This window comes from Chitinophaga sp. W2I13 (assembly GCF_050434005.1).
Classification (GTDB): domain Bacteria; phylum Bacteroidota; class Bacteroidia; order Chitinophagales; family Chitinophagaceae; genus Chitinophaga.
In genome coordinates this window covers 2,376,343-2,398,764 of record NZ_JBNPWD010000001.1, presented here as the reverse complement: position 1 = coordinate 2,398,764, position 22,422 = coordinate 2,376,343, and the positions used below count along the sequence as shown (strand labels likewise).

Annotated in this window: 19 protein-coding genes; 11 read left to right on the top strand and 8 right to left on the bottom strand. The window is 45.7% G+C overall.

Annotation, left to right across the window (positions count from 1 at the left end):
* Positions 1 to 35 precede the first annotated feature (35 nt).
* Positions 36 to 959 (top strand): PfkB family carbohydrate kinase, encoded by a 924-nt coding sequence (locus tag QFZ48_RS09745; protein ID WP_370909096.1) that lies wholly within the window; start codon positions 36 to 38, stop codon positions 957 to 959.
* Positions 960 to 1,177: 218 nt separating this feature from the next.
* Here QFZ48_RS09745 and QFZ48_RS09740 read toward each other — a convergent pair whose 3' ends face one another.
* On the bottom strand, positions 1,178 to 1,969 hold the full coding sequence (locus tag QFZ48_RS09740) for a S1/P1 nuclease (protein ID WP_429043610.1): 792 nt from the start codon (positions 1,967 to 1,969) through the stop codon (positions 1,178 to 1,180).
* Positions 1,970 to 2,073: 104 nt separating this feature from the next.
* Between QFZ48_RS09740 and uvrB the strand changes: the two genes are divergently transcribed.
* The 4 genes from uvrB (at position 2,074) to QFZ48_RS09720 (ending at position 8,118) form a co-directional block, all read left to right on the top strand.
* A complete protein-coding gene (uvrB, locus tag QFZ48_RS09735) occupies positions 2,074 to 4,128 on the top strand; it encodes an excinuclease ABC subunit UvrB (protein ID WP_429043613.1) in 2,055 nt (684 codons plus the stop codon).
* 409 nt (positions 4,129 to 4,537) lie between these two features.
* Entirely contained in the window at positions 4,538 to 5,929 is a 1,392-nt protein-coding gene (locus QFZ48_RS09730; RefSeq protein ID WP_429043616.1) for an ammonium transporter, read from the top strand.
* A gap of 289 nt (positions 5,930 to 6,218) precedes the next feature.
* Positions 6,219 to 7,304: a porin gene (locus tag QFZ48_RS09725; protein WP_429043619.1), complete on the top strand. Its 1,086-nt coding sequence runs from the start codon at positions 6,219 to 6,221 to the stop codon at positions 7,302 to 7,304.
* Positions 7,305 to 7,458: 154 nt separating this feature from the next.
* Entirely contained in the window at positions 7,459 to 8,118 is a 660-nt protein-coding gene (locus QFZ48_RS09720) for a DUF2461 domain-containing protein (RefSeq protein ID WP_429043622.1), read from the top strand.
* Positions 8,119 to 8,339: 221 nt separating this feature from the next.
* Here the strand turns inward: QFZ48_RS09720 and QFZ48_RS09715 are convergent, their stop codons facing one another.
* Both QFZ48_RS09715 and QFZ48_RS09710 read right to left on the bottom strand, forming a co-directional pair.
* Complete coding sequence (locus tag QFZ48_RS09715) at positions 8,340 to 8,591, bottom strand: hypothetical protein (RefSeq protein ID WP_079471700.1); 252 nt, start codon at positions 8,589 to 8,591, stop codon at positions 8,340 to 8,342.
* Positions 8,592 to 8,906: 315 nt separating this feature from the next.
* Positions 8,907 to 9,896, bottom strand: coding sequence for an aspartate-semialdehyde dehydrogenase (locus tag QFZ48_RS09710; RefSeq protein ID WP_370909102.1), 990 nt, complete (start codon positions 9,894 to 9,896; stop codon positions 8,907 to 8,909).
* Positions 9,897 to 10,044: 148 nt separating this feature from the next.
* On the opposite strand from QFZ48_RS09710, the gene QFZ48_RS09705 reads away from it, so the two are divergent.
* From QFZ48_RS09705 to QFZ48_RS09695, 3 genes are all read left to right on the top strand, one after another.
* Positions 10,045 to 11,757 carry a lamin tail domain-containing protein gene (locus QFZ48_RS09705; protein ID WP_429062109.1) on the top strand — a complete coding sequence of 571 codons (1,713 nt, stop codon included), beginning with the start codon at positions 10,045 to 10,047 and terminating at the stop codon, positions 11,755 to 11,757.
* A gap of 93 nt (positions 11,758 to 11,850) precedes the next feature.
* Positions 11,851 to 12,525 carry a DUF5606 family protein gene (locus tag QFZ48_RS09700; RefSeq protein WP_370909104.1) on the top strand — a complete coding sequence of 225 codons (675 nt, stop codon included), beginning with the start codon at positions 11,851 to 11,853 and terminating at the stop codon, positions 12,523 to 12,525.
* A 207-nt stretch (positions 12,526 to 12,732) separates the two neighbouring features.
* On the top strand, positions 12,733 to 14,454 hold the full coding sequence (locus QFZ48_RS09695; protein ID WP_429043628.1) for a M3 family oligoendopeptidase: 1,722 nt from the start codon (positions 12,733 to 12,735) through the stop codon (positions 14,452 to 14,454).
* A 52-nt stretch (positions 14,455 to 14,506) separates the two neighbouring features.
* Here the strand turns inward: QFZ48_RS09695 and QFZ48_RS09690 are convergent, their stop codons facing one another.
* Both QFZ48_RS09690 and QFZ48_RS09685 read right to left on the bottom strand, forming a co-directional pair.
* Positions 14,507 to 14,941, bottom strand: a complete 435-nt coding sequence (locus tag QFZ48_RS09690) for a Fur family transcriptional regulator (RefSeq protein WP_079471705.1) — start codon at positions 14,939 to 14,941, stop codon at positions 14,507 to 14,509.
* A gap of 14 nt (positions 14,942 to 14,955) precedes the next feature.
* Positions 14,956 to 15,582: an SCO family protein gene (locus QFZ48_RS09685; protein WP_429043631.1), complete on the bottom strand. Its 627-nt coding sequence runs from the start codon at positions 15,580 to 15,582 to the stop codon at positions 14,956 to 14,958.
* Positions 15,583 to 15,785: 203 nt separating this feature from the next.
* On the opposite strand from QFZ48_RS09685, the gene QFZ48_RS09680 reads away from it, so the two are divergent.
* The 3 genes from QFZ48_RS09680 to QFZ48_RS09670 all read left to right on the top strand — a co-directional run bounded on the left by QFZ48_RS09680 (position 15,786) and on the right by QFZ48_RS09670 (position 20,127).
* Positions 15,786 to 16,244, top strand: coding sequence for a MerC domain-containing protein (locus tag QFZ48_RS09680; RefSeq protein ID WP_429043634.1), 459 nt, complete (start codon positions 15,786 to 15,788; stop codon positions 16,242 to 16,244).
* A gap of 97 nt (positions 16,245 to 16,341) precedes the next feature.
* Entirely contained in the window at positions 16,342 to 17,526 is a 1,185-nt protein-coding gene (locus QFZ48_RS09675) for a GTP-binding protein (RefSeq protein ID WP_429062107.1), read from the top strand.
* Between the two features lie 135 nt (positions 17,527 to 17,661).
* Positions 17,662 to 20,127 carry a TonB-dependent receptor gene (locus tag QFZ48_RS09670; protein ID WP_429062105.1) on the top strand — a complete coding sequence of 822 codons (2,466 nt, stop codon included), beginning with the start codon at positions 17,662 to 17,664 and terminating at the stop codon, positions 20,125 to 20,127.
* Positions 20,128 to 20,133: 6 nt separating this feature from the next.
* Here the strand turns inward: QFZ48_RS09670 and QFZ48_RS09665 are convergent, their stop codons facing one another.
* The 3 genes from QFZ48_RS09665 to QFZ48_RS09655 all read right to left on the bottom strand — a co-directional run bounded on the left by QFZ48_RS09665 (position 20,134) and on the right by QFZ48_RS09655 (position 22,290).
* The gene (locus QFZ48_RS09665) at positions 20,134 to 20,802 is read right to left on the bottom strand and encodes a hypothetical protein (protein WP_370909110.1); all 669 of its coding nucleotides are present in this window, start codon (positions 20,800 to 20,802) and stop codon (positions 20,134 to 20,136) included.
* A 48-nt stretch (positions 20,803 to 20,850) separates the two neighbouring features.
* On the bottom strand, positions 20,851 to 21,426 hold the full coding sequence (gene purN / locus QFZ48_RS09660) for a phosphoribosylglycinamide formyltransferase (RefSeq protein ID WP_429043643.1): 576 nt from the start codon (positions 21,424 to 21,426) through the stop codon (positions 20,851 to 20,853).
* Between the two features lie 171 nt (positions 21,427 to 21,597).
* Positions 21,598 to 22,290: a copper resistance protein NlpE N-terminal domain-containing protein gene (locus tag QFZ48_RS09655; RefSeq protein WP_429062103.1), complete on the bottom strand. Its 693-nt coding sequence runs from the start codon at positions 22,288 to 22,290 to the stop codon at positions 21,598 to 21,600.
* Positions 22,291 to 22,422 lie beyond the last annotated feature (132 nt).

Here is a 22,422-nt window from a genome sequence, read left to right as displayed (position 1 = left end):
TTAAATTTTTACATAATAAAAATAACTCAATAAGCATGTCACTCACAGTCGTAGGCACTATGGCGTTCGATGAAATCGAAACCCCCTTTGGAAAGTCAGGTAAAATCATTGGTGGGTCTGCCACCTACATCGCATGGGCAGCGTCTAATTTCGTGCAGCCTATTAACCAGGTGTCTGTAATAGGCGAAGACTTTCCCGCTTCAGAACTGGATGCGTTGACTGCTAAAGGCGTAGCTTTGGATGGCGTGCAGGTGAAGAAGGGTGAAAAATCGTTCTATTGGTCCGGCAAGTACCATATGGATATGAATACCCGCGATTCACTGGCAACAGAACTGAATGTACTGGCCGATTTCCAGCCTGTTATCCCGGAAAGCTACCAGGGAAGTGAGTTCCTCATTCTTGGTAACCTGACCCCACAGGTGCAGATGAGTGTACTGGATCAGTTGAAGGAACGTCCCAAGCTGATAGTGATGGATACCATGAACTTCTGGATGGAAGTAGCACTGGACGATTTATTGAAAGTACTGAAAAGAGTGGATGTGCTGATGGTAAACGATGGAGAAGCCCGCCAGTTGAGTGGGGAATACTCTCTTGTAAAGGCTGCCCGTAAAATTATGTCTATGGGGCCCCGTTACCTGATCATCAAGAAAGGCGAACATGGCGCATTGTTGTTTTACGAAAATCATGTGTTCTTCGCTCCTGCGATGCCACTGGATGATGTATATGATCCAACCGGCGCCGGCGATACTTTCGCGGGAGGTTTCATTGGCCACCTCGCTAAAACAAAGGACATTTCCTTTGAAAACATGAAAACCGCTATCATCGTAGGTTCTGCTATGGCTTCTTTCTGCGTGGAAAAGTTCGGAACAGAACGCATCCGCGAAATTACCCATGAAGATATTGCGGCCCGCCTGGAGCAGTTTGTTCAGCTGGTGAACTTCGATATCGACCTGGTGTAGCGGAGGATCGCCTTCGGCGATGGAAATTGTCTTGGGCGCTGATTACGCTGATTATACTGATTTTTTGGATTTGATCAGTTTTGATTTTATAAGATTAAGGGAGATATATGCGGACTTATCCGCTTATATCTCCCTTATTAATTATAATAAAATCCAAAAAATAAAATCCGAAAATCAGTATAATCAGCGCCCAAGACAATTTCCCAGCGCCGAAGGCGCTACTTGTAAATACTATTAAGAACAGCCGCCAACCGGAGGCCCCCCTTCAGCAGCTGTTGGTTCAGGTCGGTTACAAAAACGTAATTGTAGCGGTAGCTGAGCTTGGCATCAGGTTGGGTATAAGCATATACCCTGTCGGAGAGTTGGTGTGAGTCAAACATCCAGTCGGCGATAGAACCCTGCTGCATGGCCTTAATTTCCGCTGCAGACGCAATGTCCAGCGCTTTGGTGTATTCTGTATAACTCAGCTGCTGGAAATCGATCAATTGTTCGTCCCATACCTTATGCAGGTTGGAAGGTTTATCAAACCACATAACCGCGATTTTGTTTCCGCCCATATCTTCATCACGGCCTACGTGGAGTGGCTGATGCATATCGCCCATCATATGAACCAGGAAGGTGAGTGCAAACCGTTGTTTGTCTTTCGGCAGGTTACGGTTTTTCAGATCCTTTATCATGGCCTGTGTTTCCGTGTACAGGTTTTCACCGCTGGCTGCGCTCAGGAGCTGATCAAATTTTGCCCGGTCAATATTGCCGGGAAAATCGAGGTAGTGCCACTTACTGGTATGATCGTACTGGTGTGTAGTGTCTGATTTGATAAAATCAGGCCAGTTGGCGATCATCGCCAGGCTTTCGCGGCCCAGGATATTCGTAATGGCTTTACGCGCCTGGGGGGTAAGATGAAGCCAGGCTATTTCGGCGGTAATACGGTGCCCGTTGGGGCCCCAGGCAAAGGTGGCAATGGGTAACAGGAAGGCCAGTATCAGCCCTATTAAAATTTTTTTTCTCATAAGTCCTTTCTTGATTGTGGCAGCAAATTAAAGCTTCTTTTTTAACACTTTCACTTCCATATTCTTTAGTATTTTTACAGATACTGCTCAAATACAATTTCAATATGTCTTTTAATATACATGCTCCATACGCTCCAGCTGGTGATCAGCCGGAAGCGATCAAACAATTAACAAAAGGAATCGAAGAAGGCGAACCGTTTCAGACGCTCCTCGGGGTAACGGGTTCGGGTAAAACATTTACAGTTGCTAATGTTATCCAGCAGGTGCAGCGCCCTACCCTGGTGCTGACCCATAACAAAACGCTGGTGGCCCAACTTTACGGCGAACTCAGGCAGTTTTTCCCGGAAAATGCCGTAGAATATTATGTTTCCTATTACGATTATTACCAGCCAGAGGCGTATATGCCGGTAAGTGATACCTATATAGAAAAAGACCTGGCCATTAACGAGGAACTGGATAAGCTCCGGCTGAAGGCTACGTCCAACCTGCTTTCCGGCAGACGGGATATTATTGTGGTAGCCAGCGTTTCCTGTATTTATGGTATCGGTAATCCTACAGATTATGAAAATGGTATTATCCGCATTCAGAAAGGACAAACGGTGAGTCGCAATACCTTGCTGCATAGCCTGGTAAACTCCCTGTACAGTCGTACTACCGGCGATTTTAACCGGGGTAACTTCCGCGTAAAGGGCGATACCCTTGATATTAACCTGCCTTATGTGGATTATGGTTACCGGATTACTTTTTTTGGAGATGAGATAGAAGAGATAGAAACCATTGATGTGCAAAACAGTAAGCGGATCACAGTGGTAGACAACGCGGCCATTTTTCCGGCGAACATGTACCTGGCTCCAAAGGATATGATGCAGCAGATCATATATGAAATACAGGATGAGCTAAAAGCACAGGTAGAATATTTTAAAGCTAACGGAAAGCTGATAGAAGCGCAGCGCCTGTCTGACCGGGTAAACTATGATGTGGAAATGATCCGTGAACTGGGTTATTGCAGTGGTATTGAAAACTATTCCAGGTTCCTCGACCGTCGTAAGCCCGGCGCCCGGCCTTTCTGCCTGCTGGATTATTTCCCGAAAGATTTCCTGCTGGTGGTGGATGAAAGCCATGTGACCATTCCGCAGATCGGGGCGATGTACGGGGGCGACAGATCCCGTAAACTGAACCTGGTGGAATTTGGCTTCCGGTTGCCTTCCGCACTGGATAACCGCCCGCTGAACTTTTATGAATTTGAGAATATGGTGAACCAGGCCATATTTGTGAGCGCTACCCCCGGTGATTATGAACTGAAGAAAACAGAAGGGGTAGTGGTAGAACAGGTGGTGCGGCCTACAGGCCTGCTGGAACCTCCTATTGAAGTGAGACCAAGTGTGAACCAGGTGGATGATCTGCTGGAAGAAATAGACAAGCGGGTGCAAAAAGGCGACCGCGTGCTGGTAACCACCCTGACAAAGCGCATGGCCGAAGAAATGGACAAATATCTTGGACGTATTAATATTAAGTCGCGTTATATCCATTCTGAGGTAGACACCCTGGAGCGAATTGAAATATTGCGTGACCTGCGGTTAGGTAATATAGATGTATTGGTTGGGGTAAACCTGCTGAGGGAGGGGTTGGATTTGCCGGAGGTATCATTGGTGGCTATCCTGGATGCCGATAAGGAAGGGTTTCTGCGCGATGAGCGCTCTCTTACACAAACGGCGGGTCGTGCGGCACGTAATGTGGACGGGCTGGTGATCTTCTATGCTGATAAGATCACGGAGAGTATGCAGCGGACGATTGACGAAACGGATCGCCGCCGTGAGAAGCAAGTGGCATTTAATATAGAACATAATATTACGCCCCGTACTGTCCGTAAAAGCAAAGAACAGATCATGGGACAAACTTCCGTGTTGGAAATCAAGCACTTCGATGAAAACTCACCGATGGCTATCCATGATGAAGTGCTGTTGGTAGCGGAAGATGCGATGGCTTATGCAAAATCCTCTGCAGCCAATGTAAAAACCATCCCACAGATGGAGAAGTCGATTGCCAAAGTGAAGAAAGATATGGAGAAGGCTGCCCGCGATCTTGATTTCATGGAAGCCGCCCGTTTGAGGGATCAGATGTTTGCAATGGAGCGCGAATTACTCGAAATGAAACAATAATCGGCTTCGCAAATTCAGAACATTATATGCAATTATTTGTAATATAAATTAGTTGTTCCAGCAATTAAAGTGATTAATTATTAATTTATATATTGTTGTTTACCAGGTGTTTGCGCGGCTTGTTCCCTTATTACAGTAGCGCGTGCACCTGGCAAATTTGAAAATTGTTAACCTTTCCTTAATATTCCTCTAATATTACTGATATTCAATTATTTAGATCAAAATTTTATCTCCCTGAAAGCCGCTATATCTTAAAAAATAATAATTAATATTATTATAAATTATAATATCATTGATTTAATCCTAATTATCGTACCTCTTATTCAAATATTTCTATTTTTAGACCCTTCTATTTGATGTTTTAAATTTCGGACCTACTTTTATTTAAGAAATTTAAAAATCAAACGCTATGAAGAAAATATCTTTTCAGGACTATCTCCCCTTCATTTTCCTTGCGCTCATCGCAATAGTTGGAATTTTTATGCCTGCCCTCCCAAGTTTTGCTGATGCCAGCAAATATAATTCCGCTGATATCGCCTGGATTCTTGTAGCATCGTCCCTGGTATTTTTGATGACTCCCGGTTTGTCCTTCTTTTATGGAGGCATGGTAAATAAGAAGAACGTGATTTCTACCATGATGCAAAGTTTCATTGCTACCGGCTTAATCAGCATCGTTTGGTTAGTAGTTGGATTTAGCCTGGCGTTTGGTAAATCTGTTAATGGCATTATTGGAGATCCCAGTACATTCTTTATGTTTCAGAATGTAGGATCAGGAGCTCCATGGAGCCTGGCGCCTACTATTCCGCTGTTATTGTTTGCGCTCTTCCAGATGAAGTTTGCAATCATCACTCCTGCACTGGTAGTTGGAGCAGTAGCGGGAAGGATCCGTTTCACTTCTTATGTATTGTTCATGGTGTTATTCAGTTTGCTGATATATGCACCAATTGCACACTGGACCTGGCATCCTGATGGTATCCTGTTTAAATTAGGAGTACTGGATTTTGCCGGTGGTACTGTGGTACATATTTCTGCAGGTTGCGCTGCCCTGGCAGGCGCCCTGGTACTGAAAAGAAGAAAGGATCATATCGAAAAGAAAGAATTACAACCTGCAAATATTCCCTTTGTATTACTGGGTACCGGTTTACTCTGGTTCGGCTGGTTCGGTTTCAACGCAGGTTCTGCTTTGAGCGCCAACGCCCTCGCAGCTTCCGCTTTTGCTACTACTAACACAGCTACTGCTGCTGCCGGTTTAGCATGGGTATTCTTCGATGTAATCCGCGGACGCAAACCATCTGCCCTCGGCTTCTGCATCGGTGCGGTAGTTGGTCTGGTGGCTATCACTCCTGCTGCTGGTTTTGTTGCTATCCCGCAGAGTATATTCATCGGTTTCATTGCCTCTATCATTTCTAATATTGCGGTACACTGGAAATCCAAAACCAGCATTGATGATACACTCGATGTATTCCCTTGCCATGGTTTAGGTGGTATGGTAGGTATGCTGCTCACCGGTATCTTCGCTACCAAGGCTGTGAATTCAGCTGGTACTGATGGCTGGCTTTACGGCAACTTCGAACTGTTCAAAAACCAGGTATTGGGTCTGTTACTGGTAGTAGGTTACAGCTTCACTGTATCTTACGGTATCTTCAAACTCATCAACCTGATTCACCCGCTGCGCGTATCTGAAGAAGAAGAAGAACTGGGTCTGGATGTTACACAGCACAACGAAAACTATCATCCTTCTATGATCAGTATCTCCGACAACGGTTCACTGAAAGAAGAAGACGAACTGATTCACTCCTGAAAAACAATTCCTTTCAGAGGTATCAAAAATGAGTTACAGTTCTTTGAGTACGATCTTTATCAACTTTATTAAACGCATATACTTTACGTTGTAAGAACCTGGAATGGATAATTGGTAGTTAAACTTGCTGTAAATAAGTGAAACTCGCACCAATCATTGATTACTGATTATCCATTCCTTCTATTTTTCTGAATGTAGCATCAGAAGATACTGTAGCACGCACCCCCGAAACAATCCGTGAGAAAAGGCCGCATTAGTACTTACCATTTTATCAACCAAATTTATAAGTATGAAAAGAATGTTAACGACCTTATTTGCCATGGGCAGCACCCTCGTTGCCATGGCACAATCCACGACAGATAGTACATCTGCTCCCGCGTTTAAATTATCAGGATCTGCAGATGTGTATTATAAATACAATCTCAACGGAAATTATACTGATAATAAAACCAGCTTTACCAACTCCCACAACTCTTTCGAATTGGGAATGGTGTCGCTGAAAGTAGAACACGGATTTAAAAATGGTAGCATCGTTGCCGACCTCGGCTTCGGCAAAAGAGCCGGAGAGTTTTCCTATAACGATGTTCCCGGCTCCGCTAACGGCCTGTCAATGGCTATTAAACAATTGTATGTATCTTACCAGGTAGCTGAGAAAGTAAAAATAAGTCTCGGTAGCTTCGCCACCCACATTGGTTACGAACTGGTAGATGCCTACGCCAACAGGAACTATAGCATGAGCTATATGTTCAGTTACGGCCCTTTCTTTAATACAGGCGTGAAGGCAGATATTGCACTCACCTCTTCTTTAAGCGCTATGGTAGGCGTATTTAATCCTACCGATCTGAAATCAGTTACCCTTAACAGCCACAAATATATTGGTGCTCAGCTGGGCTTTGCTCCGGCAGAAACACCCATCAAATTATACCTGAATTACCTGGAAGGAAAAGATACTTTCGGTATCCAGAATCACCAGGTAGACCTGGTAGCCACTTACCAGATCAACACCGTATTCGGTTTGGGATATAACGCTACCTACAGCACCTATACCGACACACGTGCACCTAAAAGCACCCGCGAAAACGCAAAATGGTGGGGCAATGCGCTGTATGTGAACCTCGATTTCACTGACAAGATCGGATTAACAGTTCGTGGAGAATATTTCAGTGATAAAGACGGGCTTAAAGTTTTTGGAGCCGTACCGGATGGAGGTAATGTAGTTGCCGGTACACTCACCTTTAACTATAAGGTAGGAAACCTTACTATTATGCCGGAGTTCAGGCTGGATAAAGCCTCCGCAGATATTTTCAGCAAGTCGGATGGTAAACCTGCTGATATCACATCCAATGTTTTATTAGCCGCCACCTACCACTTCTAAAAGTTGCATTCAAACAGGTGCAGGAGTTTGCCACGGGAAGAGATCGCCTTCCGGCATACATCCTGCATCTGTTTTTTTTAAACCCCTCCAAATGGCCCCTCAAAATTCAAAAAACCATAAATGATTTGTATTATCTTGCTGGCAAAAAGAAGTAATGTTGCAGCCGTCCACGTTAAAATTTCTTAAGTCACTCAGGCTGAATAATAATAAAGTCTGGTTCGATGAACACAAAACCGAGTACATGGCGGCCAAGGCCGATTTTGAAAGCATGGTACAGCAGCTGATAGATGGTTTGGCAAGACAGGATGCCACCATGCAGGGGCTCCAGGTGAAAGACTGTGTGTTTCGTATTTACAAGGATGTCAGATTTTCAAAAGACAAAACTCCCTATAAAACCAATCTCGGTGCTTCTTTTCAGGCAGGTGGCAAAAAATCGGCGTTTGCCGGTTATTATTTTCAGCTTGAACCAGGAGGCAATAGTTTTGCCGGCGGCGGTATCTGGATGCCGGCAGCTCCGGAACTGAAAAAGCTCCGCCAGGAAATCGACTATAATTTCCGGGAATTTGAACAAATCATCTCTAATAAAGAATTTATCAAACACTTTGGGAAGGTAGAGGGCGATGCTCTTAAAACAGCTCCGCAGGGATATCAGCCAGATAACCCGGCTATCGCGTATCTAAAACTGAAAAGCGTGATTGTGTCTCACCCGTTTACAGATGAGGCGTGTATACAACCTGCTATGGTAAAGGAAATTCTGAAGACATTTGCACTGATGCAACCCTTATTGCAGTTCATTAACCGCGCCATGGACTAATGTAAAGTAGTTTATTAGTTTATCAGATAGTTAACCTTTTAATAGTTGCCTGTTACTAACATGTAAACAGTGGCTGCAAACATCATTAAAAAAAGTACACCGCAACCAATACCCAGTATCCAAACCAATAGATATGCAAATGGTTCTTTATTCTCTCCTGGTAATTTCATGATAGCGGACTACCTGATAAACTAATAAATACTTCTCCGGCTTACCCCGGCTTAATTCTTGTGAATCAGGAATTCGAACGGCCGCGCTTTGCGATTCTTTAAAAGATTTTCCTTGTCCGTGCGTGCGTGAGCAAAACGTTGATTGTAAACATTGGCCACTTCAATAATCGGTATAATTCCGTCAAGCGTATCCTGCTGATCAACGATGTTCATGATCCTGGATACTTGTGAAGAGAAATTAGTGCTCCACTCTTCGGTGAACTTGTGCATTAACAGAAGCTCTCGATTGGTGTTGGTTTTCATAGGACTTAAGGGTGTTTTCTGATTAGAAAATAACGAAAAATACCGGCATCTCTAAAATTGGACTTCTCTTCTTTTTCAAAGAGTTAAGTTGGCATAGGATTATTACTACCAAAATTGGATTTTATCCCGCACAAATCAATACTACTTCCGTGTAATTTTTAAGGTTTGTGTGTTATGCTTTTGTAACACGCGCAAAAAAGAGCAAGCGGTAAAATGCTTGCTCTTAACGAGTTATAAATATATTTTCGTATAGTCATATACGGGAGGTGCTATTAAGAGTGGTATACTCCTAAATTACATAGCACAACAGTATGATTACAGCCAGTTTTTACCGGTAAGGTATTCTGCTATCTGCACGGCATTGGTAGCAGCCCCCTTGCGAAGGTTGTCTGCTACTATCCACATATTCACTGTTTTAGGCTGTGTTTCATCCCTGCGGATACGGCCCACAAACACTTCGTCCTTATCGTGTGCATCCTTTGGCATTGGGTATAAAGCCTTCGACGGATCGTCTACAACGATTACTCCAGGTGTTTTTTCAAGCAATGCCCTCAGTTCCGCCACATCGTATTCATTTTCAAACTCTATGTTCACCGCTTCACTATGACCACCCATTACCGGAATACGTACAGTCGTAGCCGTTACCAGGATGCTGTCGTCCCTCATAATTTTCTTGGTTTCATTTACCATCTTCATCTCTTCTTTCGTATAGCCGTTATCGAGAAACACGTCTATCTGCGGAATAACATTCAGATCTATCGGGTAAGCATACGCCATTTCACCGGTAATACCTTGTCTTTCATTCATTAACTGCGTCACTGCCTTTACACCGGTGCCGGTTACCGACTGGTAGGTAGATACCACTACCCTTTTGATTTTATATTTTTCGTGCAGGGGTTTCAGTACCAGCACCATCTGAATAGTAGAACAGTTAGGATTGGCAATAATTTTATCTTCCTGCGTAATAGCATCGCCGTTTACTTCCGGCACTACCAGTTTCTTGGTAGGGTCCATTCTCCACGCGCTGGAATTATCAATTACAGTAATGCCTGCCGCTGCAAATTTAGGCGCCCACTCCAGGGAGGTACTGCCACCGGCAGAAAAGATAGCCACATTTGGTTGCATAGAAATCGCCGTATCCGCACTCACCACCTTCCAGGTCTTGCCCTTAAATGTTACTTCCTTACCAACGGACTTCTCAGAAGCCACGGGAATCAATTCAGTAACGGGAAAATTCCTTTCCGTTAACACCTGTAACATTTTTGAGCCTACCAGTCCGGTCGCTCCAACTACGGCAACTTTCATTTTGTTTTACATTTTTAATTTTGGAAGCCCAAAATTAACATATAGCCCCCGCTTTTCATAACATTAAGATTTTTTTTTACCATTTACATGGCATTAACACCAGGCGATCAACAGAATGTTAAGTTTGAAAGCTATAAAATAATTATTCATGCGGTTACCCATTGTTTGTTCCTGCCTGCTGCTACTGCAGGCCCTCACCGGTTTTACCCAGGCGCCGGCTATTTATGACGTGATTATCCACGAGGTGATGCCCAAACCCACTCCTGTATTAGGTTTGCCACCGTATGAATACATAGAACTGCGGAATATCAGCACTGCACCTGTGCAACTTAGCAATTGGCGTTTAGCGGTAAATAAGCGGGAAGTGCTGCTGCCAGCGTATTTGCTGCAACCCGACAGTTTGCTGGTGCTATGCGCTCAGGCAGCAGTGAGCAGTTATAACATTCCCAATATCAGGGGAATAGACCGTTTTCCGGCAGTGGCAGACGACAGCGCGCTGATTGTTTTATATGACGCATTCAAAAGGGTGATACATGCGGTAGATTATCATCAAGGATGGTACGCAGGCGGAAAGGCCGGCAAGGGCGGAATCAGCCTGGAAATGATCAATACGGCATTTCCTTGCAGTGGAAAAGCAAACTGGATGGCCAGTACTGCCTCTGCCGGTGGCACGCCCGGCTCCGTAAATGCTGCGGCCGCGAACACCCCGGATCTTTCCAAACCAGACCTGCTGTTTGCTGCCATTGCAGATAGCATGCGGGTGTTGTTACAGTTCAGTAAAACGCTGGATAGTGTGCTGGCAGCAGATCCTGCGCGTTATCAGATTACTGGCGGAATACACATAACGGCCTGCCGGGTACAGCCTCCGCTGTTTAACAGTGTGGAACTGCAACTGGATGCTGTTATCCGGCCAGAGGAGGTATATACTATTAATACCAGCGGACTGGCAGATTGCAATGGGGCTACCAGCAGTATCTACAACAGTGCAACACTTGGCATATCACAACCACCGGCTGGCAACGACGTATTAATTAATGAAGTATTGTTTTACCCGCCCACCGGTATCCCCGAATTTATTGAACTATATAACGCGAGCCGTAAAGTGGTGAACTTAAATGAGCTACGCCTTTGCGCACGTACCGCCGGTGGCGGATTAAGTACTTTTAAAAAGATAACCACCAGCGGCCGTCTGCTGATGCCCGGGCACCTGCTGGCATTTACCACCAACAAGGATTTGCTTTGCAGTTATTATAACTGCCGGTCGCAGGAAAATATCCAGGAAGTAAGCAGCCTGCCCTCCATGCCGCTGGACGGTGGGGATGTTGTGCTGCTGCGGGCCGATAGTATGGTTATTGATGAATTGCCATATACCAGCGGACAACACTTTCCGCTGGCCAGTGAGTTGCAGGGTATTTCGCTGGAGCGGCTGGCGTACCAGCTTCCCGCTTCTGATGCGGCCAACTGGCACTCTGCCGCTGCTACAGCAGGATACGCCACCCCGGGATGGCCCAATTCCCAGCGCCGGGGCAATGCAGACGATTCGCTAAATATTGCATTGTTGCCGGAAGTGTTTTCACCTGATCACGACGGAACAACGGATGTAACACAGCTTTCCTGGCAACTGCCCGGCCCGGGCTTCATGGGTAATGTTACCGTATATGATTTGCAGGGCAAACCGGTGAGATACCTGGCCCGCAATATTTTGATGGGAAATACCGGATATTTGCCGTGGGATGGAATTGGTGAAAATGCAGTAGTTTTACCGTCAGGGATTTATATATTTTTTATAGAGATATTTAATCTTCAGGGCTACGTAAAACGCTGTAAACGCACGGTGGTCATGGCACGAAAGTTGAATTGACGCACGCCCCCGTTGCCCGCTTTTTGCAAGCTAAAAATAGCCGCGGGCAATCTATTATAATTATTTATATTTGCGCTTCCTAAAAATTTGAACATGCAGTACAGAGAAATTGTTGCAGTAACCGGATTGGGCGGTTTGTTTCAGTTAGTAGCCAGTAAACAAGATGGCGCCATCGTAAGGTCACTGGAAGATAAAAGTACAAGGTTTGTATCTTCCCGCGTGCATAATTTTACTCCACTGGAAAGTATTGAAGTATTCACTACCGGCGAAAACGTAAACCTGGCTGAGGTATTCAAGGCCATGGAGGAAAAGGCAGCGGCACACCCGCCTGTAGCCGGTAAAGCAGACAACAATGCTATCAAAGCTTATTTCAAAAGCGTATTCCCTGAATTCGATGAAGACAGAGTGTATGTGAGTGATATGAAGAAGATGGTAAAATGGTTTGGTATCCTCAAAGCAAACGATCTGTTGAAATTTGATGAGATCCTCGCCGAAGGTGAAGGAGAAGTGGAAGAAGTGGCAGTAGAAGAAACCGCTGCTCCGGAGAAAAAGAAGAAAGCAGCTCCTGAAGCTTCTGAAGAAGCAGCTACAGAAGAAAAGCCTAAGAAGCCACGCGCTAAAAAGGCCGCTGAAAAAGAAGAAGGCGAAACAGGCGCTGAAGAAAAAGCACCTAAGAAAGCCAAAGCTAAGAAAGATGACGCACCGGCTGCAGAAGGTGAAGAGCCTAAAAAAGCTGCTAAGCCACGCAAGAAGAAAACAGAAGAATAGTAAGGATCCGGGCGGTTTGATGATCAAAACAATCATCTGCCGGCAAAATATTTCAGGCTTCTATTTACAGAGATCATTTTCTGTAAATAGAAGCCTGAATCGTTTTAGCCTTCCGATATTTAACGATTCTTTTAGCCGGAAACACCGGGCATTAGCGTAAAATTGCCTAAATTTCTACATCCGAAAAATTTAAAAATAGCAGATAGCATGGATAAACTAAGTGCAGATATAAAGAAACTACCGCGTACATTTCTTCCGGAAGATTTTAAAGTAACCACCTGGGATACCCTGCAGCCTTACTTTGAAGCGCTGAAGGAAAGAAAAATCAACAGTGTGCACGACCTGGAAAAATGGCTGAAAGACATGAGTGAACTGGAAGCAGTGATCAGTGAAGACGCTTGCTGGCGCCAGATCCGCATGACCTGCGATATCACCGATAAATCGCTCGAAGAAGCCTTTGCCTACTTCTGTATGGAAATTCAGCCCAAACTGCAACCCTATGCAGATGCGCTCAATAAAAAACTGCTGGAAAGTCCGTTTGTAAAGGGATTAGACCCCGACCTGTATAAAACCTATCTCCGCAATGTAGAGAAACAGGTGAAACTGTTCCGGGAGGAAAACATTCCTATCCAGGCGGAACTGAGCGTAATGGCGCAACAGTACGGTGTTATTGCAGGTAAAATGACCATCAAAGTAAAAGACCAGGAATATACCCTGCAACAGGCTGCTAAATTCCTGGAAAACAGCGACCGCTCCCTGCGGGAAGAAGTGTTCACCAAAACCGGCGCCCGCCGCCTGGAAGACAGGAAAGCACTGGATGACCTGTACACCGGATTGATTTTAAAACGCGACCAGGTAGCAAAGAATGCCGGCTTCGCAAATTACCGTGATTATAAATTCGAAGAACTCGGTCGCTTCGACTATACAAAAGAAGATGCCTTCCAGTTTCATGAAGCCATTAAAGCGCACATTGTTCCGCTGGTACAACAGATCCTGGAAAAGCAAAAAGCCAAACTGCAGCTGGACACCCTGCGCCCGTGGGACACAGAGGCAGAACCAGTGGGCGTGAAGCCACTGGAGCCATTCCATACAGGTGAAGAGCTGGTGAATAAAGCCATTGCTACTTTTGATGAACTGGGCCCCTTCTTTGGCAATTGCCTCCGGGTAATGAAACAAATGGGGCGCTTCGACCTGGAAAGCCGCAACGGTAAAGCGCCGGGAGGCTATAACTGCCCGCTGGCAGAAACAGGCGTGCCTTTCATTTTTATGAATGCCGCCGGCCAAATGAAAGATCTTACCACCATGGTACACGAAGGTGGGCATGCGGTACACTCTTTCCTCAGTCATCACCTCGCACTCAGCGCCTTCAAGGAATACCCAATGGAGATTGCGGAAGTAGCGAGCATGAGCATGGAATTATTTACCATGGACTACTGGAACATTTTCTTTGATGATGAAACACAGCTCCGCCGTGCACGCTTGCAGCAATTGGAAAGAGCCATCACCATTTTTCCGTGGATTGCCACCATCGATAAGTTCCAGCACTGGATCTACGAACATCCGCAGCACACTACAGAAGAACGAACCGCCAAATGGCTCGAAATACTGAATGAGTTCTCCCCTGCTGTGGTTGACTGGAGTGGTCATGAAGATTACCGCGCCATCACCTGGCAAAAGCAACTCCACCTGTTTGAAGTACCTTTCTATTATATTGAATACGGTATTGCACAGCTAGGCGCTATTGCCATGTGGAAGCAATTCAAGGAAAACAAAACCCAGGCGCTGAATAATTACGTACAGGCGTTAAGTTTAGGTAATACCAAAACGTTGCCTGAGTTGTATAAAGCCGCAGGAATTAAATTTGATTTTTCTCCGGCCTATGTGAAGGAGCTGGCCGATTTTGTGAAAGCGGAGATAGAAAAGATATAGTAAGGATGCCTTTGTTAACGTTCCGCGTAGCGGCATTAACAAAGGCATTTTTTTATTTACAGGATTTACAAACCCCACTCACCACTACTTCCACATTATGCGCTGCATAACCTTTGGGAAGCTGTATCTGCGGCACATCAGTTTCATCTAAACAAATCGTATTGCCGCATTCTTCGCACTTGAAATGAATATGATGATCGTGATGATGGTGCTCTGAACACTCCGACTTACATAAAGCGTAGCGTACAGATGTATCTGTAGTGGGTATTTTATGAATGATTCCTTTGTCGAGGAATGTTTGTAAAGTACGGTATACGGTTACACGGTCGAACGACTGACCGGCCAGCTTTTCAAAATCGCTATGTTCCAGCGCACCGTTGCTTTTCATGAACAGTTCCAGGATCCTTGTCCGGGTTTCTGTTACACTCAGCTTGCTTTCGCGCAGTATACTGCCAATTCGTTCTGTTATTTGTTGTTTGGTGCCCATGATGAAAAAAAACTTTATTCTTCCATTAAACGGTCTATGTCTTCAATCAATTTATCTACATCCTGTTTTTTTGTGCCTTCATACAAACCGCGGATTTGTCCTGTTTTATCGACCAACGCGAACCACTGGGTATGTACAAAGTCTTCTTCCCCGGTATATACGCCATCGTCTACCAGGTAGCCCTGCCTGGCCAACCGGTAAAGCTGTTTCTTATCGCCGGTGAGGAACCACCAGTTTTTGGAATCAGCGCCATGTTTGGCGGCATATGCCTTTAGTACCGGTACGCTGTCGTGTTCGGGATCTACCGTATGCGAAAGGATCAGGAAGTTGGGATTGTCTTTATACTTCGCATATACCCTATCCATGTTGGCATTCATCTTCGGACAAATACCGGTGCAGGTGGTAAAAAAGAACTCAGATACATAGATCTTGCCTTCAACATCTGCCTTCGCTTTTGTGCGGCCATCCTGGTCGGTAAAGGAAAAGCCGGGGATGGTATGTCCCGGCGCGCCCAGGTGAGGCAATTTATCTTTTCCAAAGAAGGTGCCTGTTTCTCCCTTAATAATATAACCCGCATAGGTCAGGAAGCCTGCGCTCAACAACACAAAAAATGAAATCAGTATAATTGCTTTCTTCGACATAGGTATGATTCCTTGTTTTATTCGATATACAAAGGTAGCACATAGTTAACAGATGCCCATCAGTACCACCCATCTCTTATTTTTTTAACACGCCTGCAACATTTTATAGTTGAAAAAATAAATTATCTGAAGATAAGAGATATTTTAATTTGCAACATTGTTGCAAATTTACGTAGTTTTGTCCGGATAGAAAAAATGGGAACATGGAAGTGAATATTTTAAAGAAGATGAGTTTGGACACTATTGGAATAGGGGCATCCCTGTTGTGCGCCGTGCACTGTGCCTTACTCCCCTTGCTGCTCACGGTATTACCATTGATAGGATCGCATGTACTGGAAAATGAAATGCTGGAGTATGGCTTGTTGTCTTTCTCCTTTGGCGTGGGTTGTTTATCGCTGGGGCGCGGGTATTTCAGACTTCACCGGCGCATAGCGCCGCTGCTGATCTTCACCGCGGGATTTGCCTTGTTAGTGGGAGGGCACTTCGGGGTGGCCGGCGGGTTCTGGACACCCGCTATCATCTTTGCCGGCGCGGCGGGAGTAACGACTGCGCATATATTAAACCTGAAGCGTTGTAAGCAATGCGTCAATGGGAAACACGGGGTTCATAATCACCTGGGGCCATCATCCGGTAAACAGCATTTGACAGCAGAGGGATTATAACAATTTGATTGTAAAACAGCAGGGTCGTATCACCCGGGACTTATAAACAGTGCCACAACTAAAATACACAGTCCTATAGCAATATAACTTATCACACATGGAAAAATTACCTGTTACGGTGTTGAGTGGTTTTCTCGGCGCGGGGAAAACTACGCTGCTTAATCACGTGCTGCACAACCGCGAAAATCTTCGTGTAGCCGTTATTGTTAACGACATGAGCGAAGTGAATATCGACGCGCAACTGGTGAAGAATGAAAATACGCTGCACAAAACGGAAGAACGCCTGGTGGAAATGAGCAACGGCTGCATTTGTTGCACTTTGAGGGAAGACCTGCTGAAGGAAGTAGCTGCACTGGCCGCCGAGAAACGGTTTGATTACCTGCTGATAGAATCTACCGGGATCTCGGAACCAATACCTGTGGCGCAAACTTTTTGCTACCAGGATGAAGCCAACAACATTGACCTTACTACGGTAAGCCAGCTGGATACAATGGTGACGGTAGTGGATGCGTATAATTTTATCGGCGACTATAGCAGCATGTCGTTACTGCAGGACAGAAGCTTAACGGATGATGCGGCTGACCGGCGCACTATTGTGAACCTGCTGACCGACCAGGTGGAGTTTGCCAATGTGATTGTGTTGAATAAATGCGACCTGGTAACAAAAGACCAACTGGGCAACCTGAAAGCCGTACTGCGTAAACTAAATGCCACTGCCCGCATCGTGGAATCAATCAAAGGCCAGGTGCCGTTGAATGAAATACTGCACACCGGTCTTTTTGACTTTGACACCACTTCCCAAAGTGCCGGTTGGCAGGCCGAACTGGAAAATGAGCATACCCCTGAAACGGAAGAATACGGCATCTCTTCTTTTGTATACCGCAGCCGCAAACCCTTTCACCCGGAACGCTTCTGGCAGTATATCAATGAACGCTGGCCTGGTAATATTATCCGCAGTAAAGGATTGTTTTGGCTGGCTTCGCGGCCGGATATAGCGGTGAACTGGAGCCAGGCCGGCGGATCACTGCGCGCAGAAAAGGCGGGCTACTGGTGGTGTGCCATTCCCCGGGGGCAATGGCAAATGGATCCCGAAACCTATGAACTCATCACCAACCGCTGGGATACCCGCTTTGCAGACAGGTATAATGAACTGGTAATCATAGGCCAGGGGCTGGATACGCATGATATCATCATTGATCTCGACAGCTGCCTGTGCACAGAATCCGAGATTACAAATTTCCGGGATGGTCATCTTTTTAAAGATCCTTTTCTTGATATTTAGACTAATCTAAAAAATAATTAAGACAAGTATAAAAATAGAAGATAGTTTTGTTGAAAATTAAATTGGAAGTGTGATCCATTGTTACTATCCGTGAAAACACTATACTAAAGTTTAAAACCTACATTACTTATACGCATGAAACAAGTATCTACATTACTATTCTTCTTATTAATCATTACTACAGCATATGCCCAGCAAGGCATGGTGAAAGGCTCGGTGGTGAACAAAGAGGGGAAGCCGGTGCAATTTGCCAACATTGCCATTCCTGCTCTGCGTACCGGCGCTACTGCCGACCAGCAGGGTATTTTCAATATAAAAAACCTGGCAGCAGGTACTTATGATATCAAAATATCAATGGTAGGATACCAAACGGTTAAGCTGAAGAAACAAATTACCGCAGGTCAGACAACGGTATTGAATGTTTCACTGGAAGAGGATCTGTCGAAGTTAGATGAAGTAGTAGTAACCGGTGTATCCCGCGCCACGGCTGTCCGGAAAAATCCTATACCCATTGCCGTTATTGGTAAGAGGGAAATGAATATGAACGTAAATAATAACATCATCGATGCTATTATTAAAGGAGTACCGGGTGTAAGCGCGGTAACCACCGGCCCCAATATTTCAAAACCATTTATCCGTGGGCTGGGCTACAACCGTGTACTGACGCTGTTCGATGGCGTACGGCAGGAAGGACAACAATGGGGGGATGAACATGGCATTGAAATAGACCAATACGGCATTGCACGGGCGGAAGTGGTGAAAGGCCCTGCCAGTCTTACCTATGGCTCCGATGCCCTGGCCGGCGTGATCAACATGATCCCCGACATCCCGGAACTGACACCCGGAAAATTACAGGGCAGCTTTCTCACTGATTACCACAGTAATAACGGGATGATAGGTTCTTCACTTGGATTGGCTTACCGGCAAAACGACTGGAAATATGTATTGCGGGGCACTGTAAAGGCAGCGCATAATTACCGCAACAGTGTGGATGGGTTTGTATACGGCACGGCCTTCCGGGAGTATAATCTCACGGCATTGGCAAGGGTAGATAAATCGTGGGGGCATTCCCAGTTCGGCGCTACACTTTATGACAATACACAGGAAATTCCTGATGGCAGCCGTGATTCCCTGACCCGCAAGTTTACAAAGCAAGTGAAAGACAGTGGGGATGATATAAAAGACCGGCCACTGGTGCCGGAAAATGAGCTGCGCACTTACACCATTAACCCGTTGCATCAGCGTATCCAGCATTACCGCGTGTATAACCATTCCAAATGGAATGTGGGTACCGGCGATGTTAATACCATGATTGGCGTGCAGCAAAGTATCCGGCGGGAGTATAATCACCCGGAGATGCCTGAGCAGCCTGGGCTGTACGTGGTGCTGAATACATTGAACTATGATGTGCGCTACAATTTGCCGGTAATGAACGGATTGGAAACAACCATAGGGGTAAACGGTATGTACCAGTCGAATAAAAGTAAGAACGGCACCGATTTCCCCATTCCGGATTATAACCTGTTTGACATAGGCGGATTTATTTTTGCCAGGAAGTCTTTTGGTAAAGTAGATGTATCGGGTGGTATCCGCTACGATAACCGCTCTATCCGCTGGAATGATTTCTACGTGGGACCCAATAAACAGAATGGCTTTGAGCAGCATGCGCAGTTGCCGGATACCGCGGGAGCCCATCTGCAGTTCCCTTCTTTCAGTCATCAGTATACCGGTATTTCCGGCAGCCTGGGCGCTACCTGGAACATCAGCGAGCGGGTGCTGGTAAAGGCTAACATTGCAAGGGGCTACCGTGCCCCGAATATCACAGAGATTGGCTCCAACGGTCTTGATCCGGGGGCGCATATTGTATACCTGGGAAACCGTGGATTTAAGCCGGAGTTCAGTTTGCAGGAAGATATTGGCATTCAGGCCTGGTTGCCGGATGCGGATATCAGTGTGGAGTTGTTTAACAATAATATTGAGAACTATATCTACCAGGCAAAGCTATATGATAATACTGGCAACCCGGTGGTAATTGTGCCAGGTAACGCTACTTACAAGTACCAGCAATCTGCCGCGAGGTTATTTGGAGCGGAAGTGAGTGTGAATCTCCATCCGCGGAGTATTGCCTGGCTGACTATGAATAACAGTATCGCCTACACGCAGGGGCGTAACCGGAATATGGAACTGATTAGTACGCATGGCGACGAGGCGCGGTATCTGCCGTTTATACCCCCCACGCATATACGCAGCGAGCTGAAGGCAACCACCCAACGCAATTATGGGATATTCACCAAAGCCTATGCCCGTGTGGAGGCTGATATTATCGCTGACCAGCCCCATTTTTACGGGGTGGATGATACTGAAACATTTACGCCGGGATATACTCTTTTCAATATAGGCGTCGGTTCGGGTATTCTTAACAAAAAAGGGAAAACGGTGTGTGAAGTATTCCTGCAGCTGGATAATGTGGCCAACGTAGCCTACCAGGCCAATATGAACCGGTTGAAATATTTTGAATACTACAGCTCCTCCCCCAATGGGCGGCTGGGCATATATAACATGGGCAGAAATTTCAGCGCTAAAGTGATTGTACCGTTTTAGGGAAGATTACCATAGTTTAAGTCCCATTTTAATACCTATCTGGAGACTTGGCAGTATGCTGACCATTTTACCATCGTTCAGTGATACTTTGTCGTCATCGAAATGATAGGTACTGTATTTATAGATTTTACTGCGGATACCTACGCCGATGAAGGGATCCAGGATAAAGCGGTCCTTTTTGAACTGCCGGCCTATTAAAAGCTGCAGGCCAATTACGGTTTTATCGCCGGAGTTAGTGTAGGTAATATTACTGAAGGTATTGTCTTCATTAGGATAGAACACCTTTTTAACGAATAATACAGGTTCAAAGTAAGTGCCGGCTGCGCGGGAGGGCGACATTTCCTGTGAAATAAGGTACAGGCGTGCACCCACGCGGAAGCCGAGGCCCCGGCCGTCCACAAATTGTTCCGTACTGATGTCTGGTTTTTTCTGGCCGATGTCAATCTTTTTCGCCAGCACATAATCCGGATAATCGGTATAGATACCACTGATACCTACCTCCAGGCTGAATTTATCAGTTATTTCCTGTTCCAGGTAAATATCGAGTTCATTAATTAAGGTGGTGGGATTTACTTTAAGAAAGGTGTTTTTGCTCAATTGTGTTTTACCATCCTGGGCAGAGGATGATAAAATAAACGAACAGGATAACCATATTAACAGCAGTGTCTTTTTCATACAGTTGTAAGGGTTAGACTGGCTTCAGGACCTCCATCCGGGCGTTTGTCAGCTTTCAGAACCGGTCAATAATCGTTCCACAATTACCGGAAACCACTGATGTTCCAGCGCTTGTACTTTACGTGCTACCGACTCGGGCGTATCTTCCGGTGTAATGATAATGCGTTCCTGCAGGATCGTTTCCCCGTCGTCGTATTTCTCGTTCACGAAGTGGATGGTGATCCCACTTTCTTTTTCTCCGGCAGCGATAACGGCTTCGTGCACAAAATGTCCATACATTCCTTTCCCGCCAAATTTTGGTAACAGGGCCGGATGGATATTGATAATGCGGTTAGGAAAAGCCTGTACCAGGTTAGCGGGGATTTTCCATAAAAATCCGGCCAGCACTACCAGGTCGATCTTTTGCTCTTTTAATAACTGGATGTATTTATCTGAATGGAGGAAGGCCTCCTTTTCAATGAGTATACTCGTAATGCCTTCGCGTTCGGCAATCTGTAAAACACCGGCTCCGGGTTTGTTACATACAATTACGGTAACCCTGGCCTTATCTGACTGTTTGAAATGATCTATAATTTTCTGCGCGTTGCTTCCTGCACCCGATGCGAATATGGCAATATTTTTCAAAATCTCTTACTGTTTGAGTAGGGTACAAAAATAGATAATTTAGCAGGGATTTAAAGTAATGAATATAAAGACGCCCCCAACATGCCTGGAATACGCTTCAGGCATGCTTTATACCAGCCTTTGACACGCCTTTGAGGTGGACTTGATGGGGAGTTGAGGTGGACTTGATCCTTATTTGAGATATTCCCCGCAGCCCTGGTATGTTTTGTCTTTCACCTGAACCTGTACGGTATTGGGTTTCATCAGTCCGCTCATATCGTCGGTGCAAACGGTGTTGCGGATACTTACCGTGATATCCGGTGTGGTATACACCTTTAAAGTATCGGTATTGGGTTTTGCAGGGGGCAGGGTTGCCTGCAGGCTGTCGCCGTTAACGTTGTTGAAACGTATTTTTTTGTTATCAAGATCGAGGCTCCAGAAGGGTTCGTTGCCGTTGGCGGTGAACCGGATGCCGGCTTTTGTCTTTTCGGCGAGCAGTTGCCTGCGGTCGCCACCCTCTACCGGCTTGAGGATATAGTTGCTGGCCAGCACACCTTCAATCCGTTTGCCTTTGGTATCGAGGAGGAGGAGTTTTCCTTCAGAGGCGAGGAAGGAGGTGCTGTCCGTTTTCTTTTGAAGCATTACGGTGGAGTCGGAGGTTTGTTTCCAGGTACCGGTTTCCACGGAGGCTATCCCCTGTCCTCTTCCCTGGTAAGCCACCAGTTCATGAAACGTATGATCGTCAAACAAACTGATCTGGTAGTCCATACCGGGGCAGTCGGCGCACGGGAGGGTACCCTGGTAGGTGCCGGTTATCACGGCGGGGGGGGGTATACCCGGTGTGCTTTTTTGCGTGGTGCTATCGTTTTGGGGTGGTGGAGGCATTATTATTACAGGCCACGAAGGCGGTAAGCAAAACGGGGAATATGATACTTTTTTTCATGGGAGCGATTTTTTCGGTGGTGGATTGAACATTCTGGTCCGCCGGCAGGTTATAAAGGTAAAAATAACAACTCT